General features: G+C 60.2%; 17 protein-coding genes and 1 pseudogene. 6 read left to right on the top strand and 12 right to left on the bottom strand.

Features of this window, described 5'->3' with window-relative positions; all coding sequences use genetic code 11:
* Positions 1-40: 40 nt before the first annotated feature.
* Positions 41-865, top strand: coding sequence for a helix-turn-helix transcriptional regulator (locus IDH44_RS15485; protein WP_190919161.1), 825 nt, complete (start codon positions 41-43; stop codon positions 863-865).
* On the opposite strand, the gene IDH44_RS15480 is transcribed toward IDH44_RS15485, so the two are convergent.
* The 5 genes from IDH44_RS15480 to IDH44_RS15460 form a co-directional block, all read right to left on the bottom strand.
* Positions 847-2,265 (bottom strand): sialidase family protein, encoded by a 1,419-nt coding sequence (locus IDH44_RS15480; protein WP_190919159.1) that lies wholly within the window; start codon positions 2,263-2,265, stop codon positions 847-849. The genes IDH44_RS15485 and IDH44_RS15480 overlap by 19 nt on opposite strands.
* A 71-nt stretch (positions 2,266-2,336) precedes the next feature.
* Positions 2,337-3,239, bottom strand: a complete 903-nt coding sequence (locus tag IDH44_RS15475; protein ID WP_190919158.1) for a carbohydrate ABC transporter permease — start codon at positions 3,237-3,239, stop codon at positions 2,337-2,339.
* A gap of 15 nt (positions 3,240-3,254) precedes the next feature.
* The gene (locus IDH44_RS15470; RefSeq protein WP_190919156.1) at positions 3,255-4,208 is read right to left on the bottom strand and encodes an ABC transporter permease; all 954 of its coding nucleotides are present in this window, start codon (positions 4,206-4,208) and stop codon (positions 3,255-3,257) included.
* 22 nt (positions 4,209-4,230) lie between these two features.
* Positions 4,231-5,874, bottom strand: a complete 1,644-nt coding sequence (locus IDH44_RS15465) for a type 2 periplasmic-binding domain-containing protein (protein WP_190919154.1) — start codon at positions 5,872-5,874, stop codon at positions 4,231-4,233.
* 68 nt (positions 5,875-5,942) lie between these two features.
* A complete protein-coding gene (locus IDH44_RS15460; RefSeq protein ID WP_190919152.1) occupies positions 5,943-6,869 on the bottom strand; it encodes a dihydrodipicolinate synthase family protein in 927 nt (308 codons plus the stop codon).
* Positions 6,870-7,163: 294 nt separating this feature from the next.
* On the opposite strand from IDH44_RS15460, the gene IDH44_RS15455 reads away from it, so the two are divergent.
* Positions 7,164-7,919: an IclR family transcriptional regulator gene (locus tag IDH44_RS15455; RefSeq protein WP_190919150.1), complete on the top strand. Its 756-nt coding sequence runs from the start codon at positions 7,164-7,166 to the stop codon at positions 7,917-7,919.
* 122 nt (positions 7,920-8,041) lie between these two features.
* Here the strand turns inward: IDH44_RS15455 and IDH44_RS15450 are convergent, their stop codons facing one another.
* Positions 8,042-8,767 carry a hypothetical protein gene (locus IDH44_RS15450; protein WP_190919148.1) on the bottom strand — a complete coding sequence of 242 codons (726 nt, stop codon included), beginning with the start codon at positions 8,765-8,767 and terminating at the stop codon, positions 8,042-8,044.
* A gap of 383 nt (positions 8,768-9,150) precedes the next feature.
* Between IDH44_RS15450 and IDH44_RS15445 the strand changes: the two genes are divergently transcribed.
* Positions 9,151-10,290: a serine hydrolase domain-containing protein gene (locus IDH44_RS15445; RefSeq protein WP_190919147.1), complete on the top strand. Its 1,140-nt coding sequence runs from the start codon at positions 9,151-9,153 to the stop codon at positions 10,288-10,290.
* Between the two features lie 128 nt (positions 10,291-10,418).
* On the opposite strand, the gene IDH44_RS15440 is transcribed toward IDH44_RS15445, so the two are convergent.
* Complete coding sequence (locus IDH44_RS15440; protein WP_190919145.1) at positions 10,419-10,985, bottom strand: SF0329 family protein; 567 nt, start codon at positions 10,983-10,985, stop codon at positions 10,419-10,421.
* A gap of 184 nt (positions 10,986-11,169) precedes the next feature.
* Between IDH44_RS15440 and IDH44_RS27430 the strand changes: the two genes are divergently transcribed.
* Positions 11,170-11,760: a DUF3887 domain-containing protein gene (locus IDH44_RS27430; RefSeq protein ID WP_190919143.1), complete on the top strand. Its 591-nt coding sequence runs from the start codon at positions 11,170-11,172 to the stop codon at positions 11,758-11,760.
* Here IDH44_RS27430 and IDH44_RS15430 read toward each other — a convergent pair.
* The 3 genes and pseudogenes from IDH44_RS15430 to IDH44_RS15425 all read right to left on the bottom strand — a co-directional run bounded on the left by IDH44_RS15430 (position 11,651) and on the right by IDH44_RS15425 (position 12,372).
* Positions 11,651-11,911: an S-layer homology domain-containing protein gene (locus tag IDH44_RS15430; protein ID WP_190919141.1), complete on the bottom strand. Its 261-nt coding sequence runs from the start codon at positions 11,909-11,911 to the stop codon at positions 11,651-11,653. The genes IDH44_RS27430 and IDH44_RS15430 overlap by 110 nt on opposite strands.
* A gap of 130 nt (positions 11,912-12,041) precedes the next feature.
* Positions 12,042-12,197, bottom strand: a pseudogene (locus IDH44_RS27425) (hypothetical protein); the annotation flags it as partial.
* Between the two features lies 1 nt (position 12,198).
* Positions 12,199-12,372, bottom strand: coding sequence for a hypothetical protein (locus tag IDH44_RS15425; RefSeq protein ID WP_190919139.1), 174 nt, complete (start codon positions 12,370-12,372; stop codon positions 12,199-12,201).
* Between the two features lie 1,007 nt (positions 12,373-13,379).
* Here IDH44_RS15425 and IDH44_RS27420 point away from each other — a divergent pair.
* Positions 13,380-13,697, top strand: a complete 318-nt coding sequence (locus IDH44_RS27420) for a response regulator transcription factor (RefSeq protein WP_223869713.1) — start codon at positions 13,380-13,382, stop codon at positions 13,695-13,697.
* A gap of 62 nt (positions 13,698-13,759) precedes the next feature.
* Here IDH44_RS27420 and IDH44_RS15415 read toward each other — a convergent pair whose 3' ends face one another.
* Positions 13,760-15,523, bottom strand: a complete 1,764-nt coding sequence (locus IDH44_RS15415; RefSeq protein WP_190919135.1) for a carboxylesterase/lipase family protein — start codon at positions 15,521-15,523, stop codon at positions 13,760-13,762.
* 175 nt (positions 15,524-15,698) lie between these two features.
* On the opposite strand from IDH44_RS15415, the gene IDH44_RS15410 reads away from it, so the two are divergent.
* Positions 15,699-16,490 carry a type I 3-dehydroquinate dehydratase gene (locus IDH44_RS15410; protein WP_190919133.1) on the top strand — a complete coding sequence of 264 codons (792 nt, stop codon included), beginning with the start codon at positions 15,699-15,701 and terminating at the stop codon, positions 16,488-16,490.
* Here IDH44_RS15410 and IDH44_RS15405 read toward each other — a convergent pair.
* Entirely contained in the window at positions 16,441-17,343 is a 903-nt protein-coding gene (locus tag IDH44_RS15405) for a LysR family transcriptional regulator (protein WP_190919132.1), read from the bottom strand. The genes IDH44_RS15410 and IDH44_RS15405 overlap by 50 nt on opposite strands.
* Between the last annotated feature and the right edge of the window lie 37 nt (positions 17,344-17,380).

The following is a 17,380-nucleotide window of genomic DNA, read 5'->3' as shown; positions in this document are numbered from 1 at the left end:
CTACTTTTTTGCAATTTCAATACAGGAGGCGAGGCATCCCATGTCCGATACAGGCCTGTCCACGCAGCACCCCGAGCAGGCGATCCGGATCCGGCGGCACCTGTTCCACAGCGCCAGCACTTCAGGCAAGCTGTACGTCTCGCATTGCTTCAAGATTGTGTGGGTGCGGCAGGGCGAGGCGGTGTGGCGCATCGGGGGATTGGCAGAGTCCATACACAGCGGCGACATCGTACTGCTGGGCAACGAGGAAAAGCGGCGCTTCGAGCGCGTAAGCGCCGAGCAGCCGCTGGAGCTGATGACGATGGAATTGGAGCCGCGCTATCTGTACGATACCGGACTGCTGCCGCTCTTCACCGAGGCGGGCGCCGGGGGCCAGAAACATCGGATCGTAGCCGCCGGCCCTGCGCTCACCCGGCTGCTGGAGCTGGTCGATCGCGAGGAGCGCTCGCCCGACGGCTACAGCCGGGTCATGCTCGCCGCCTGCGCGGCCCAGATCCTGACCGGCATCGCCCGCAGGATCGAGCTGCCCGCCGGACGGCGCGCTGTCATCCCGCCGCGCATGGCAGCGGCCATCGCGCACATCGACGCCCATTTCGGACGGCCGATCCGCCTGGAGGAGCTGGCGCGGATCGCGCACATGAGCCCGACGGCCTTCTCCAAGGCCTTCACCCGCACGAACGGCGTCGGACCGGCCCAATACATCAAGCGCAAGCGGATCGGCCAGGCGATCCGCTTGCTGGAGGAGACCGACCGCACGGTCCTCGACATCGCGCTGGAGTGCGGCTTCGCCAATATCTCCAACTTCTACAAGGCGTTCCACAGCCTCACCGGCCAAGCGCCCGGCGACTACCGGGGCGGGCCGTAATGCCGGAAGTCCGCAATTCGATGAAACGTCGCATAATTCGCATCGTGGAAATTGCGGGCGCCGTTCATCGCCGTGCGGCACTGATACAGGATATCCGCGCCGTCGATCAGGAAGCTGACGTACTGGAATCCGACCTGCCGCGGGTCCTCCTCACGGTAATCGAGCAGCCGCTTCACGATCTCGAAGCGCTGCAGATCGCGCGAGACGGCCAGCGACAGCACATTGCGCTGATTCGGCGTCGCCTCGTCGACAATCTCGCTGACGATCGCCCAATACGCGCCCGACGGCGCGTCGAAGAGCAGATCGAACTTGGAATTGCTGCCGCCGTTGAAGTCGACGAAGCCGTGAAAGCGCAAGGGCGCCTCCGGCGCGTCCAGATCGCCGCGCAGCACCAGCGCCTTGCCGTGGGCGGGGTCGCAGCCGTTCATCTGATAGCGCAGCACATTGTACAGCGCACCGTCCGGTCCGACGACCGCGTTGCCCTCCAGACCGCCGCCGCTCTTGCCGACGGTCGCCCCTTCCCAGCCCGGATCGTAGGCCAGGAATGGCGTGCAGCGCCAATTGTCCGCGACCAGCAGATCGGCCTCGCCGTCGATGGACAGCAGCCCGTTGGCATGCCCGCCGGTCGACCAGGAGCCGTAGTCGATCGCCGTATGCAGCCGGCCGCCCGCCTCGATGACCGGCATCGGCGCCTTGTGCGGTCCGCGGGCGACCTTGGAGCCCGCGCCCGGCAGGATCGTGACCGGCGTGCTCCACGTCAGGCCTTCGTCCTGCGAGGCGCCGATCATCAGATCGCCGTATTCCGTCGCATGCGCCAGCATGTACAGCGTCTCCTTCCAGACGAACAGCTTGCCCCAGAAGCACGGGAACAGCTCGGTGACGTAGCGCCAGCTCGCGCCGTCGTCGTCGGAGCGGTAGAGCAGGGTCAGATTCTGCGGCGCGCCGCCGGCGAAGACGTCCATCGACGCCAGCAGCGCCCCGCCCGGCAGCCGCACGAGCGAAGGGCTGCACAGGCTGCGGCCGGAGAAGGCGTAGATCTCATCCTCCGGGTGCAAATAATGGATGACCGTGCCGACCGCGGCCCCGGTGCGGGCGAGCCGGACCGCGCTGCGCCCGCTGCCGTCCAGCCGCTCGACGTACAGCTCGTAGTCGCGCTGCGGCTCGAGTCCCTGCAGGACCGCCTCCGGCCCCGTCAGCTCGAGCCGCGCATACGGCGCGTCGGCGCCGCGCAGGCGATAGTACAGCGCATGCGCATCTGGGCCGTCGCTGCCCTTGTCGAACCATTCCAGCGCGAGCTCGCGCTCGCCCGGCGCCAGCCGGCAGATATAGGGCAGCGTGCGGCTGCCGATCTGATCGAGCGGGCTGTACGGACGATAGTGCCATTCCGATTGACCTCTCATGCGAATGTAGCCTCCCTATTCCTTGCAATTGCTTTGCTTGCAGTCGATTGCCGCATTGCCGCCGACTCCCGTTACCCTTTGACCGAGCCGATCATGACGCCCTTGACGAAGTACTTCTGCACGAACGGATAGAAGCACAGGATCGGCAGCGTCGAGACGATAATGACCGCGTACCGCATCGATTCCACGAGATAGATCTGCGCCGCCGCGTCGCCGCCCATGCTGTCCGTATTGCTGGCGGTACTGAGCGCAGACTGGCTGACGATCAGATCGCGCAGCACCATCTGCAGCGGCATATGCGCCTCATCGTTGAGATAGATCATCGCATTGAACCAGGAGTTCCACTGGCTGACCGCCGCGAACAGCACCAGGACGGCGATCAGCGCCTGGGATACCGGCATGACGATCCGGAAGAAGAACGAGAAGTGCGAGCAGCCGTCGATCGAGGCCGCTTCGTATAGCTCCTCGGGTATCGAGGACTTGATGAACGTGCGGCTGATGATGATATTGGTCACATTGACCGCGCCCAGCAGCACGATGATCGCCGGATTGCCGTACAGCCCGATCTCCCGCATCAGCAGGTAGGTCGGGATGAGCCCGCCGTTGAAGAACATCGTGAACAGCAGGAACGCGGTGATCGCCGTCTTGCCGGGGAACGGCTTGCGCGCCAGCGCGTAGCCGGCCAGCAGGCTGACCAGCACCGAGATCAGCGTGAACAATGTCGTATAGATCAGCGTATTGCGGTAGCCCGTCCAGATCGGCGAATAATTCACGACCTCCATGTACCCCTTGAAGCTGAAATTCTGCGGCCAGAACAGGACGCGGCCGGTGGCTACCAGCTTCGGATCGCTGATGGAGGCGATGACGACGAAATACAGCGGGTAGGCGACGACGAGCAGCAGCACGAGCAATACTACCGTATTGACGATGTCATAGAGCCGATCCCGCGACGTGGATTTGATAGCAGTCGACATGCAGCGCTTCCTCCTTTACCATAGCGATTCCTGACCGAGCCGCCGGCTGACCTGATTCACCAGCAGGATCAGAATGAAATTGATGCCCGAATTGAACAGCCCGATCGCCGAGGACAGACTGTACTGCGCTTCCCGTATGCCGACCTTGTACACATACGTATTGATGACCTCGCTCGTGCTCAGGTTGAACGCATTCTGCATCAGGAACACCTTCTCGAAGCCGATGTTCATGATCGTGCCCGACTCCAGGATGAGCAGGATGACGATCGTCGGCAGGATGAGCGGCAGATCGATGCGGAACACCCGCTGGAACTTGCTCGCCCCGTCGATGACCGCCGATTCGTGCAAGGCCGGGTCCACCGCGCTGAGCGCGCCGAGGTAGATGATGCTGCTCCACCCCAGCGTCTGCCACACGCCGCTCCACACATACAGATGCGGGAAGCTGGACGCATTCATCAGCACGTCGAGATTGCCGTCCATCAGTCCCAGCCCGCTCAGAATATTGCGCACGATGCCCATCGACGGCGAGAAGAAGATGTTCAGCATGCCGACAATGATGACAATGGAAATGAAATGCGGCGCATAGGTAATCGTCTGCACGATTTTTTTGAGCCGCTGACTCGGCGTGCTGTTGAGCGCCAGCGCCAGAATGATCGGCAGCGGAAACGACGCAATCAGCGTATAAAAGCTGAGCAACAACGTATTTTTGAGAATGACGCTGAACATCGGCATGTCGAAAAAGCGGTCGAAATACTTCAGTCCTGCCCATGGACTGCCCATAATGCCCAGATGCGGCTTGAAATCCTTGAAGGCAACCGTGATGCCGTACATCGGAAAATAGTTGAACACAATGACCAAAGCGACGGCGGGCAGCAGAAAGAGATACAGCTCACGGCTTTGCCAAATGCGAAAACCGAGTGATTTGGTTTGTTTTTTGTCTTTCGGGCCGGTTCGGCTGGCAGTGTCCACGCCTCTCCTCCCTCCTCTCGCCTTACTTGGCAATGGCATTGTACGCTTTTTGCTTCAGCTCGATGAAGGCGTCCAGCCCGAGCTGCTTCATCTGAGCCACGTACGTATCCCAGGTCGCGTCGATATCCTGCTTGCCCGTGATGAAATCGGCGAACATCGCCTTGCGGTAGTTCGTCAGATCGGTCTTGTACTGATTGAGCAGATTGTTGTCATCCTGCCCGATCGCGCCCTGCACGTACACCATTTCATTGGGCAGGACGACGTCCTTGTACACATTCTCGTACGCCCAGCCCCGCGAATTCTCGACGTCGTAGGAGAGTTCCTTCCAGGTCTCTTCGTAGAAGCGCTGGTCCTTGAGCGCCACGAACGAATTGTGCAGACCGAGCTCGCCGGCGTTGGCGGCCATCTGCTCGGGCGACTCCTCCCAGAAGATCTGGTACGCTTTGCCTTCCTCATCCGTGTCCCACACGATGCCCTTGGTGCCGCGGCTGACGGTCAGGCCGAGCTCGGTGTCCGATGCGATCGCCTCGAGCAGCCGGACTGTGGCGACCGGATACTTGTTGTTGGAGGTAATGATCGCGGTATTGGCCGGTCCCGGCATGTACGCCTGGCTGCGCAGCAGCGGCTCCTCGCCGTTGCCGCTGTCCAACGGCCCCATCGCTACGCCGATCTCCGGCTGCCGGTTGGCATAGGAGTGATAGGCGGCGACGATCGGCGGATCGGAGCTGATCTTGGAGGCGTACGTCGTGAAGTCGTCGGTGAAGATCTCCGGCGGCATCAGCCCTTCCGCGTACAGCTCGCGCAGATACTTGAGCGGCTCCTTGATGGCCGGATTGGTCGATTGGTCCTTGACGACGCCGTCTTCGACGACGACATAGTCCGGATCGGTGACATACACGCCGAAGCTGCCGTAGATATCGAACTGGCCGCCGACGTAATTGTCGAAGTAGATGTAATACGGAATGACGTCCGCGGGAATCGAGCCTTTGCCCGCATTGGCCTTGATGGCGATGAGCGCTTCCTTGAATTCCTCCGTCGTCTGCGGCACGGGCAGGTTCAGCTCATCCAGCCAATTGCCCATGATAATCCATTGGTCGCGCAGATTGCGGTCGAACGGCGCAAAATCGATGTACGGCAGGCTGTACAGCTTGCCGTCCGTGGCGAGCGAGCCGTTATAGACGAGCGGATTGTCTTCCATGAACTTGTTCCACGTCGGCGCATACTGCTCCAGCAGCGGCTTCATCTCCACGAAGCTGCCGCCCTCGACGGCATTGGCCATCTGATTCGGATTGATGCCCACATTCATGATCAGGTCCGGGAAGTCCCCGCTCGCGAACATCAGGTCCGCCTTGTCCTTGTCCTTGACGATCTCGACCTCGACCCGGATGTTCGTCTTCTCCTCGACATAATCCCAGATCGCAGTCGTATCCATCTCCGGACGGAGCGAGCCATAGGTCACCGCGGCGGTGATCGTGATCGGCTCCTTCGTAATCGGATAGCCCTCGAGATTGGTCATGCCGCCGTCCGGCAGACCCGACGTGTTCTCCCCGTTCTCTACTGCCGACGGCGCCTCGCCCGCATTGTTCGAGCAGCCCGCGCCGATGCCGGTCACCAGTACCAGCGACAGTGCGACTCCACCGATGAAGCGTTTGCGTTTTCCAATCATTTGCTTAACCTCCCTTTGTCTTTTGCCTGGCTTATTTGAGGAATGAGTTATGCATGTTCACCGCATGTTTAGAGCGCGGCGATGTGCAGTGTCTCGCGCATATACGCCGCCAGCTCGACCAGCTGCCGGATCTCCAGCCGCTTGGATTCCGCGAACCGATCCGGATCCAGGACGCGGCTGTCCATCCGCATCGGCACGCCTTGCAGCGACAGGCCGTACTTGGCGTTGACCGGATAGTACTGGTACTCGGCCAGCGAGCATACCCCGAGGAACTGCTGCAGCCGATCCGCCTCCTCCGGTTCGTCGCGATAATGACGGCACAGCCACGCATACAACTCCGGATGAAAGTTGGCCATGACGCCGCTATAGCCTGCCGCCCCGAGCCTCAGACTCTCCAATAGCGTGGCGCCGTTGGCGTTATACAGCTTGATCCCGGTGCCTTCGAGCAGCCGCAATTTCTCTTTGATCTGGCTGAGCTCGGAGCAGGTGTCCTTGATGAACAGGAACCGTCCCGACGCTACGCACGCCTGCAGCACCTGCGGCGTCAGCACCCGCTTGTAGGGGTACGGACACTCGTAGAGCCCGAGCGGTACGGATGGAAAGGCCGCTAGAAACGCTTCCATATTCGCAATCAGCGTCTCGTCGTCCTCGTCCTCCGCCGCAAAACGGTTGGGCAGTACGACGTACGCGCTCACGCCCTCGCACATGATTGCCTCGGCCTCTCGCACCTGCTCCTCCAGTGTATCGGCAACGTGTCCCGACACGACCACCTGTATGCCGTCAGGGGCATGCTCGACGATGAAGCGTACGAGCGCCGCCCGCTCCTCCAGCTCGAGGCGGAACATCTCGCTGGACTGGCAGACCGCGAACACGCCGGCTGCCCCGCGCCGATGATAGAACTGCAAGAGCCGCTGCACTGCGGGGTAGTCAATTTCGCCCGTGTCGGCGAACGGCGTAATCATCGTCGGCCATACGCCATTTTGAATTTGCTGCAAACATCCTCACCTCTTTGTTCTCTAATTTAGAACGTCGTTCTATATATTTATGATGGCTCACTTATAGTAGCACGCGCCGATCAAGTTGTAAACCCTTTCAACCAGGAGGATACGCTACTTTTTTCGCGGCTCATACTTATGATTTGGCGGCTCATACTTATGATTTAAAGGAGGGGTTTAAAAGACCAAATTTTTCGTCCCCAGCTTCAATCTATGCTTTACATCAAGCAAAACATTCGTTCATAATAGAATGATGTTCTAATATTTAGAATCATGGTGGGAAGGGGCTTACGGATGACGGAAGAACCCAAAGTAAAAACGTTGAAAAAAGCGCTGGACGTGCTGGAGGTGTTCTCGGTGTCTGCGCCGGAGCTCGGCATCTCCGAAATCGGGGAAAAGCTGGGGCTATATAAAAGCAATGTGCATAACATCGTGTCGACCTTCGAGCAATGCGGCTACATCGAGCGCAATCCCGAAACGGGAAAGTATCGGCTCGGTATGAAGATTCTGGAGCTGGCGTTCGTGATCAACTCCAGTCTCGGGCTGCACAATATGATCTACCCGCCGCTGAGCGAGCTGTCCTCCGAGGTGAACGAGGTCGTCTACTTCGCGGTGCCTCGCGCGCCGCATGTGCTGTACCTCGAAGGCGTCTACCCCGCCAACTCCTACAGCGTGCGCTCGATGACCGGCGAGACGGCCGAGATGTATTGCACCTCGCTGGGCAAGGCGATCCTGGCGTACCTGCCGCCTGACGAAGCGATGAAGGCGATCGGCCTGCAGAGCATGACGGCGCACACGCCGAACACGATCACTGACCGCAGCGCGCTGCTGCGCGAGCTGGACGTGATTCGCACGCGCGGCTACAGTATCGACAACATGGAGCATGAATTCGGGATCAAGTGTGTCGGCGTGCCCGTCTTCAAGCGCGACGGCTCGCTGCTGGGCGGCATGAGCATCTCCGGCCCGTCCCTGCGTATGGACGACAGCACGACCGAGGCGTATGCCCTGAAGCTGCGCGGCTGCAGCCAGAAGATCAGCATGCGCGTCTAGGAAGCAACTGCACGCCGCACGCCGCGCCAGATCCTATACGTTCTATAATTTTAAAAAAAAGCGCTGTCCGCACGCCGAGTCCGGCTTCGAACAGCGCTTTTTTCTTTTTTACGTTTTACAACTTAATCCCCCGTGCTCCCTTGAAACGGGTGCCCGCCTGCGCCGAACGGCGCCGTCATGCGGTTCGTAAACTCGTTTACCATATTGAGCAAATGCGTTTTTTCCTGACGAAGCGACTCGAATTTCTGCTTCATCTGCGTCAGCTCAATTTCAAGCCGCGAATTTTTTTCCTCGAGGGTGGTAATCTTTTTGTTTTTGTCGGCCGTCGTCTCGTTGTACTTTTTGAACATGCCCTTATAGTTCTGCCGCTCCAGCTCCAGCACCGTCTTCAGTTCCTCGATCTCCCCCGACAGGACGGACTGCAGCTCGCGATACTCCTCCATCATGTGGTCGATCTTCTGGTTTTTCTCGCTGACGCGCTGTTCCAGCTCCAGAATGCTGCTCTCTCGCTCCTCGATGACCCGCCCCAGGTTCTTCAGGTCCTTGTTCTGACGCTCGATCTGTCCGTTGGCATGGCTCAGCCGGTCCTGCAGGTCGTTGTTGCACGTTTCGGTATGCTGCTTGGCCTTGATCATCTGCTCCACGGCAAACACGAGGTCCAGGGACCTTTTGTCCAAATGCGCCTTATGACCGGCCATCATCGTGCCCGAGGCCTCCCCGCTCGCCTGACCATCCGTCAGATTTCCTAACCCCTCGTCCGCTGCCGCTTCTACCTCTCTGCGCGCGGCATTGTCCTCGTGCATCAGCTTGCCCAGGCCGCTCTTCTTTTTTTGAAAGGATGAAAACATGGCTAACCTCACCTCTTCTAGGAGGAATATTGACAATCCCCGTCAAGTTATGATTCCTATTATAGAGGAAATATCCATCTTCTTATCAGTGCTTAAGCGCCTATTTACAAGCGTGAATATAGGTAAAAAGGATGGCTTCCGCGAAAAAATCCGGGATTGTGCCCGGCTCCGGCCCCTCCGGCCCCTCCGGCCTCCGAATACGCGGCCATACTTTATATATCGGCATCGCGCGCATGAATGTTTAGCCTTGCTAGCCTCGTTCATATCCGTCAGTCGAACCGTTCGCCCCTGCGTCGTCCGCTTGTCGCCGGGCCGATTTTGTTCCATGATAGAACAGCGTGCAGCACGCACAGCGAAAGAAAAATGAAGGGGATGAAGGATTCATGAACTTTGAACCACTGGCCGCCTATCTCGACCGCATCACCGCCTGGCGCATACCATGGGCGGAGGTGTGCGTCATGCACGGCGACGAGACGGTGTTCCGCTGCCGCAGCGGGTTCGAGGACCTCGAGGCGCGGACGCCGATCGGCGTCGATCGAATTATTAATCTGTATTCCATGACCAAGATCATGACCTGCGCAGCCGGCCTGCAGCTCATGGAGAGAGGGGCGTTCCTGCTCAACGATCCGCTCTCGGCCTACCTCCCGGAATATGCCGAGATGACGATCCGTCACGACGTCTCCGGCAGTGCGCCCGCTCTGGCGAGAGCAACCCGACCGATTCGCATCCGCGACCTGTTCGCCATGACCGCCGGCTTCACCTACGACCTGCGATCGCCAGCGCTTCAAGAGGCCGCGCAGCGCACCGGCGGCCGGATGCCGACACGCGACTTCGCGGCTGCGCTGGCCAAGGAGCCGCTGCTGTTCGAGCCCGGCACGCGCTGGAATTACAGTCTGTGCCATGATGTGCTCGCCGCGCTCGTCGAGGTCGTGGACGGCCGTCGCTTCGGGCAATACGTCCGAGAGGAGATCACCGGCCCGCTCGGCATGGACGATACCGGCTTTGATCTGCCGGAGGCGAAAAAAGGCCGCCTCGTTCCGCAGTATACCTTTAACGAAGAACGGAACAAGCCCGTGCGCAAGGACGGCAACGGCTTCCGGCTCGGCGCCGAATTCGAAAGCGGCGGCGCGGGGCTGCTGTCCACGGTGGACGATTACATACGCTTCCTCCATGCGCTCACGAATCGCGGCACCGGCGCGAACGGGGCCCGCATCCTCTCCCCGGCGGCGGTCGAGCTGATGCGGACCGATCAGTTAAGCGAGCCCATGCGCGCGGACTACAACTGGGAGCAGCTCGCCGGCTACGGCTACGGCCTCGGCGTCCGCACCCATATCGCCCGCTCCGCCAGCGGTCTGCTGAGCCCGCACGGCGAATTCGGGTGGAGCGGCGCGGCCGGCTGCATGGCGCTCATCGATCCCGAGTCGCGGCTCACCGTCATGTACGCCCAGCATATGCTGAACAGCCAGGAGCCGCATGTCCACCCGCGCTTGAAAAATCTGGTGTATAGCGGGCTGGGACGCTGAGCGTCCGACGTCCCGCCTATCGCGCCGACGCCCAGGCGAAACGCGCATCGCCGTCCTTTGGCGGCGATGCGCGTTTCATTCCGTGAACGTTAGACAAGGATAGCAAAATCATATACGTTCGATTCGTTCTACGTACTGACCCGCAAATCGTAAAAATAGCGCACGATCGGATGCCTGCCCTTCACCTGCTCGCGCATATTCAAAATTCGCTTTTTCCCGACGCGCCGGTCCACCAGCGCCAGCACGTTCACTAGAATCGCTTCGCTCTCCAGACTTTCCTCAATGGACGTGGACAAAAATATCGTGGCGACGTCCATGAAGCTGGACCTGCTGAGCGCAGTCTGAGCCGCCATAAGCGCTTTGGCCGCGTCCGCTTTTTTTCGCCCCCTTGCCATTCCTTCGAGGCGCTCCTCCGGCACCTTCCCCTTGGTCTCTGCGCGGATGGCGTCTATTTCCCGCTCGGTGATCGGAATGTGGAGCGTGGCATCCTGCTTGATCTCTTGCTCGGATTGATACCACCGGATGCGATTGGCGGGATCGTTCATTTGCAGGATGTTCTTCTGATCGACCGTGAGATAACATTGCCCCGCTTTGTCCGGGACATACCGGTAGCTGGTCGCCCCGTACCCGACTCTGCCTTGTAACGCCGGACTGCGAAAGCCCTCCAGTTGCTGCTTCACTTTACTCCAAGACATGAGCCCTCCTTGATCGCTGAACTTGTACCCGTATCGGCGGGGCGGACTTGGAATCGCCTGATCGTGCAAAACGATTTTAATTATAGCCATTCTTCATAGCACTGACAATTTCGCTAGATCGCTCGTCGCCTTCCTCACCCCGACAGCCGTCAGTCCCGAGCAAGTGCAGCAGTGGGCCGAAGATATGGTTCAAGCCTTTATTGCAGGTCATTTCGACGAGGTGTACGATCAATTCGACGCCGCCCTTGCAGACGCGGTCAGCCGGGAAACGCTCCAATCGGGCTGGGAAGCGGTCGGGCCTACGCTCGGCGAATTCGAAGCGACTACAGTCATGCAACAGGCCGAGGTCGACGGTATGCATGCAGCCGCCGTGCGCGCTGCCTTCTCGGAGCAGCAGCTCAAGTTCCAGATAGCCTTCCATGCGGGTGGACGCCTCGCCAGCATCTCGTCCAGTCCGCTGTACGACCAACCGGCGGCTGAGATGCCGACAAGCGTACAGGAAGAACCCGTCGTACTCGGGGAAGATACGGATTACCCGCTGGAAGGCCTCATCCTGCAAGGCGAAACGGACTTTCAGGTCAAAGCCGATGTCGATTACGTCCTGTGGCAGGAGCGTCAGTATCCGATTACGCAGGCCGGCCGGATGGACCTCCTCCGGCCACCGCTCAGTCGATCATTCCCAGCTCCCGAAGCGTGCGGATCAGCACCGCCGCCGCTTGCGCGCGCGTCGCGCCGTCCTGCGGCGCAAACGTCGCTTCGCTGGTGCCGATCATGATGCCCATGCGCACGATCAGGCCTACATCCGCCAGAGCGTATTCGTCGATAAGCGCGCGATCCCGGTAGCCGTCGAGGCTTCCGTCCCCGCTGCCTATCCCTGCCTCCTCCAACTGGTTCGCCTCTGACGAAAGCTTGAGTCTGACAGCCATCGAACATGCCCCATTGAAGATACCAGTACTCGTCGTCCGGCTCGTCGGCAGCGAACAAGCGATGCAGGTAGTTGGGCTGCGCGTACTCGACCCTGGGGTCGCCCTCCAGCGCGGCAATCGCCGCCTCGACAGTCCCCTCCGTCTGCAGCAGCACCGTTCGTTCATCGAGCGCCTGAGACGACGACAGGAGCCTTGCCCCCGCATCGCCCGCGATCCCGGCATGCGACTCCGCCAGCTCCCCGCTCCGCGATCCGGCGCTTGCCCCGTCTTTGAATCGAACAATCACTTCACCAGGCACGTACTGAAGATCGGGACCCGCGCTCGCGCCCGGCGCACGTTCCGGCCACTGCGCCGCTGCCGCGGTCGCGCCGAATCCATATAAGCCCGCCGATCGCCAGCGCGAGCGACAGCACCGGCGCAAGCAGCCCTGAGAGTGAATTTCCTAACCACGTTTTCCCCATTTCCCCTGCCACCTTCTTCCTCCCGAGACGGCGGGCGCAATGCCGCCCGAACGCCGTATATCTTGACACTACCACAGCGAATTTTCAGCGTATATTCCCCTCAGGAGGTATTTTATGCGCCAATTCATACCCCCCGCTTGAATCATGCTATAATCGAGGAAACAGCCTGGCAATCTGCACGGGCTCGAGAGGAGGGGCATGGCGCATATGAACGGCGAAGAAGGTCTTCAATTCGACCAATGCGCGCCATTGCGCGCCAATTCAAAGCGCTCTATGGCGGCGGAGACCCTTGTCCGCAGGGCAAGGCTGGAAGCAGCTCTGAACGCCGCATGGAAAGAACCGCGGTTCACAATCACCGCACCGGCCGGTTATGGCAAAACGACGCTGCTGCAGGACTGGGCCAGGCGCCTGGAGCCAATGAACGAACAAGCGATCCTCCCTGTCCTGGAGCCGCTGGCCGCGCAATGGGCCGCTCGCCTTCAGGACAGCGGGCAGCCCGCCATGCTCATCCTGGACAACTGCGAGGCGATCCGCCATCCGGACAACGCCCGCTTCCTTGACCTGCTCCTGAGCCTGGCTCCGGCACAAATGCACGTCATCCTGAGCGGAAGACGGCTCCCCCGGCTGCAGGCGCTGAATAGCCGTGCCGGAGGCATTGGTTCGCTGGGCGCGGAGTCGCTGGCGCTCGCAGCACCCGAGCTGACCGATTACATTTCCCGGCGTCATCGCCTACGTGAAGACGATTCGCGAGCACGGCTATCACTATGGCGCCCCGGCCTTTCATATGCGCGCCGAGCGGGAGACGCACCGATACTTCGAGCAGCTCGCGGAGTGGACGCACGACGCCGGGCCTTCCCGCGCGCTTGTCTCGCTCTCGGTGGCCGGGCGACTGGACCGCGGCCTCGTCAATCGGCTGACCCGGATCGTCGGCGCGCCGGAGCCCCGCTTCGCCGCGTGGGCTCGCGATACGCCTTTTTTACTCCCCGTCATGGACCGGTTGGAGACGTATGTCTTCCATCCCTTATTCGCGTCCCGGCTTCGGACTCTGCTCCGTGCGGAGGATACTGCGGTCCGCGCCGGTGCCCGAGGCGCCGCCGGCGGCCGGGACGGATCGCTTCCCCGCCGAGGAGACCCTGACCCGACAGGAGCGGCGGGTGCTGCGCTGCTTGCTCGAGGGAGCCGACAACCGACAAATTGCAACTGCCCTGGCCATCGCCGTGGAAACCGTCAAGCGCCATTGCAGAAACCTCTACCGGAAGCTTGACGTCCAAAACCGGAAGCAACTCGCGGAGCGCTACGCCGGGGCGCCTTCCTCTCCCGGTTGAAATAGGAGAGGCGCGCTTGCGCGCGGAAATTCAATTGCGCTTGCGCGCCAAAGTCAATGCGTCTATCGTAAAGCATCCCGCTTGCGGGGTTGTCTTCGCTTTTTTCGACGCCTCCACATGAAAATGAGCAGGCCGATCAGGAGAAGCGGGATACCGATAACAATCCCAATGCCAGCCGCAAGCAAGCCGGCATTGGGATTCGTATGCGAACCCTCCCAGCTCAGTTCCTGCCAGAATTGAGTCGCCGCGGCATGGGGATTCTCCACCACCTTAGAATCTGTGCCGAACATTTTTACCACGCGCTTGTCGGCGGTGTATGCCTCCCACCCCGGGTTCCCGGTCTTCGCAAAATTCACCCACGCCCGGTGAACCTCCGATGCAAGCTCCTGCGGAGCCACGCCGCCGGTGATGGCATGCCAATCCTGACTTGTGATATGGTCAAAGACAAAGGGCAGTTCGACGCCATGCGCCGCGCCAAGTTCATCATCAAAGGCCGGCGAATGCCAAGAAAACTCATAGACATAGCTGTTTGGAATAGATTGCGCCAACAGGATTGAAGGAATCCGGTATTTGGCGTCGGTGATGAGATCATTGACGACATCCACGTCACGTGCGTCCGAACGCGCGTTGTAATAGACGTCGGCCGCTTTGAGCGCAGGAACGCGCAGCGTATAGGCCGCCAAATAGAAATGGAGCTTGGACACCTTGTGCATCTTACCTTGCGGCGCGAAAAGCAAGAACGCCTCCTCGCTGTTATTGCCTACCATCAGGTCAATTTCGGCCGATGCCCCCCCCTCTATGGCTGCTATGGGACTCTCTTTCAGCGTTTTGCCGTCTATAACCGGCACGAAGGGCAGGCCCTGATCACCGTCGACTTTTTTCTGCGCCTCCAGCAGCCGCGCCGTCGAGACCTCTGCAATAGCCTCCCGAGAGCGGGCAACGCCCAGGATATCGGCAAGCTGATTCGCGACCGCCTTGGCAGAATCGACGCTTACCGCATCCTCGGCCGTCCCGGATTCCATGATGGCGCGCCGGAACAAGCCGTCGGCGGACGGCATGGCCAACAACGTGCCAATACTCGAAGCGCCTGCAGATTCTCCGAACAGGGTAACCGATGACGGATCTCCGCCAAAAGCTTCAATATTGTCACGCACCCACTCCAGGGCAGCGATCTGATCCAACAGCCCGAGATTGGCCTCGCCTTCGCCGAACCACAGGAAGCCGTCGGCGCCGAGCCGATAGTTGATCGTGACCAGCACGACGCCGTCCCGCGCAAAAGAACTGCCGTCGTAACCCGCAATGGCGCCGGAACCGGATATGAACGAACCGCCGTGAATAAAAACCATTACCGGCTGCTTGCCGTTCAGATCACGAGTCCAAATATTCAAATTCAGATAATCGTCTCCCGGAATCATGACATTCGGATAGAGTCCGGCCAAGGGCTCCCCGCTGGGGAGCTGCGGCGCAGTCGCTCCATATTCGGTCGCGTCTCGTACGTCGTCCCACCCGGCATGCCGCCGAGGCGGCATAAACCGCAGATCCGCAACAGGCGGTGCGGCATACGGGACGCCCAAAAAAGAATATATTCCCGATTCCGAGCGGGTTCCTCGCACTTTTCCAGCATGCGTATCAACGACCGGACCCCCTTCCGAGTCCGGCTCCGCCGCTTCCGTCTGCTGCGTGTCACGCGCTGCTGCGGCAGCCTGAATCGCCGAACGGTCAGGATTACCGTAGAAAGCGATCGTCCCCGTTGCGACCATGATATAAAGCAAAAAGATTTTAAAATACAGCCTCCCAGTACGCATTAAAAATGCCCCTTCCCGCATAGATGTCAACTCGCATGCTACCGCATCCTTAAGTCTTCTTCTACAAGGGCAGCCATTATCCTCCCGTCGAGGATCTGGAGCTACGAGATGGCCGCCGCTGCTTTACGAGCCGCGCAATCTGGGGTATTCTGGTTCAAATAAAAGCATGGCACAGCCTGTAAGGAGAGAGCGCGCAATGAAGAACACGTACAAGCCGCAGCTTCAAGTAAGGAGCGCACAATTGGGTGGGGGCGCCTACCTGCTATGTGTCCCGCTCGTCAGCGCCACCCGGGAGCAACTGATCGCCGATGCCCGCGCCGCACTCGCCTATCGCCCCGATCTGCTGGAGTGGCGCGCCGATTATCAGACGTGCTACCCGCAGCCCGCGCCGATCGCCGAGACACTGGCGACGCTCAGACAGATAGCGGGAGATACGCCAATCCTCTTCACGTCCCGGCACGCAGCGGAGGATGGAGCGCAGGCGATTAGCGAAGAGGAGAAGTTCCGTCTGCTGGACGAGGTGAGCCGGACGGGGATGGCCGATCTGGTGGATATCGAACTGCGGTACGGCGATGCGCGAATTACACAGTGGAAGGAACGGTGGAGCGGAACGGGCCTCCGCCTCATCGTCTCGGCCCATAACTTCAAAAGGGGCTGGAGGCCGGAGCGAATCCAAGACATTCTGCGCAAGGAACAGCAGGCGGGAGCCGATATCGTCAAGCTCGTCACGCGGGTCAAACATGTTCGGGAGCTCGCCGAACTGGCCGAGGCGATCCAGGAGGCAAGAGAGACCTTCCTCCGCGTACCGGTCATCGCCGGCGTTGTCGGCAGCCTCAGCCCGATGATGCGCATGATGGGCGACCGGCTTGGCTCCGACCTGACCTTTGTATCCGCCGGGGCCGGGAAGTCCCACGCCTCACAGCTTCACATCGACGACCTCAGACGTCTTCGCGGTCACCTCGAAGCCCCGTCGTCTGCCCCACGATGAACGAGACGAATTGCCGGGCCGCGAGCGAGAGCGGCCTGGCTCCGGGATAGGCCAAGTAGTGGTAGAAGATGCTCGCCTGATTGGTCAGGTTAATTTTTTTGATGCGGTACATGTCGAGCTGCTCGGCGTCCGGCGAGAGCGCGATGCCGACATGGTCCGCGACCAGGGACGCGGTAAAGTTCACGCTCTCGGCCTCCATGGCCATCGGCGGCAAAGCGTTGCACTCCGCAAACAGCTTTTCAAAAATGGTCCGCATCCCCGTAATCGGGGACGGGTAAATAAACTTGTAAGGCAATGCCTCCCGCAAATCAAGCTCTTCGCGAGCCGCCAGGGGGTGCTCGGGAGGGACGAGCAAAATAACGCGGCGGCGGGACAGAGGGTGGTAGACGAGATCATCCGTATCGTGCTTGCCGGAGCAGACGATGAGATCGCAGGACTGATTGCGCAGCGCGTCGAAAGACTGCTGCGTATGACGCTCGAAGATGGAAATTTTGATGTGCGCATTGCCCGGCAGACCGAGAAACTGCGTCACGTAGCTGGAAAACCCGGATTTGGGATGCGAATGCACCGAAGAGATCGTAATGGTCTCCAGCTCGGCCTTGCGATACAGCTCCAGTGCGGCCGCGTCGATGGCCTCGAACGCCCGATCGATCTGTTGATGAAAGGCCCGCCCAGGCTCGGTCAAGGTCACATTGCGCCCCCGCTTTTCGAACAACGCGACGCCGAGCTCATTCTCCAGCCGTTTGATGCTCTGGCTCAGACTCGGCTGCTCGATATGCAGCATTTGCGACGCCCGCCCGTAATGCTCCGTCTCGCCCAGCACCTTGAAATAATATAACAAGTTATAATTCAAGTTATGGCCTCCCGGTGGTTTACTTTTTTAAGTATAC

Source organism: Paenibacillus sabuli (genome assembly GCF_014705605.1).
Classification (GTDB): domain Bacteria; phylum Bacillota; class Bacilli; order Paenibacillales; family Paenibacillaceae; genus Paenibacillus_D; species Paenibacillus_D sabuli.
This window is presented reverse-complemented; position numbering and strand designations above follow the sequence as displayed.